General features: G+C 42.8%; 1 protein-coding gene. It reads right to left on the reverse strand.

Features of this window, described 5'->3' with window-relative positions; all coding sequences use genetic code 11:
- A partial coding sequence (locus tag OM074_RS21150; protein WP_301202708.1) for an IS91 family transposase occupies nucleotides 1–775 on the reverse strand: 775 nt, incomplete at both ends.

A 775-nucleotide genomic window follows, 5' to 3' on the forward strand; every position in this document is an offset into this window, starting at 1 on the left:
TGTTCGATAAATCTTTTCAGGAATTCAACGCCAGTAATGGTCTGCGTCTGGGTTTTGTAGTTCTCTTTTCTGTTGCACCATTTAAAAGTAACATGGGTATCGGTAACCTTTAAAATACGGGCATTAGAAATAGCTACTCTGTGAGAGTATCGTCCAAGATACTCAACCACGGAATGGGAAGAGCCAAAGGCCTGTTTGGCATACACCACCCAAGGTTCAGGGATTAAATCTCGTGGAACAAACTTATTGATTTTACCTTGTTGCTTAAGTTTTCGCAGTTTTTTGGCAAAAATGGCACTAAACTTCTCAGACATCTGCTTTACATCGAACAGGAAGTCGCCATTTTGTTTGGTGTTCTTCCATTTTCCATTACTGTCGATACCACCAGCAGGAATGATATAATGCACATGGGGATGATATTTCAATTGCTGATCCCATGTGTGCAAAATAGCAATGGCCCCGGGTTGGGCACCTAAAAGCTTAGGATCACTGGCAAAATGACAAATGGTTTCCCATGATTTTTCAAACAAAAGGTTGTACATGGTTTTTCTGTTAAATCGGAATAGTTCTAGCAGCAAGTGCGGAACCGTGAATACTACATGATAGTACTTAACCGGAAGCAGGTCCTGTTTGCGATCTTCAATCCAGAGCTCCTTGTCAATACCCTGGCATCTGGGACAATGCCTGTTACGACAGCTGTGCATTACATAATGGACCGAACCACAAGAAGAACAAGCCAATACCGAGCCACCCAGTTGAGGCGTTCTGCACGAAG

Source organism: Plebeiibacterium marinum (assembly GCF_026013615.1).
Lineage (GTDB): Bacteria > Bacteroidota > Bacteroidia > Bacteroidales > Marinilabiliaceae > Saccharicrinis > Saccharicrinis marinus_A.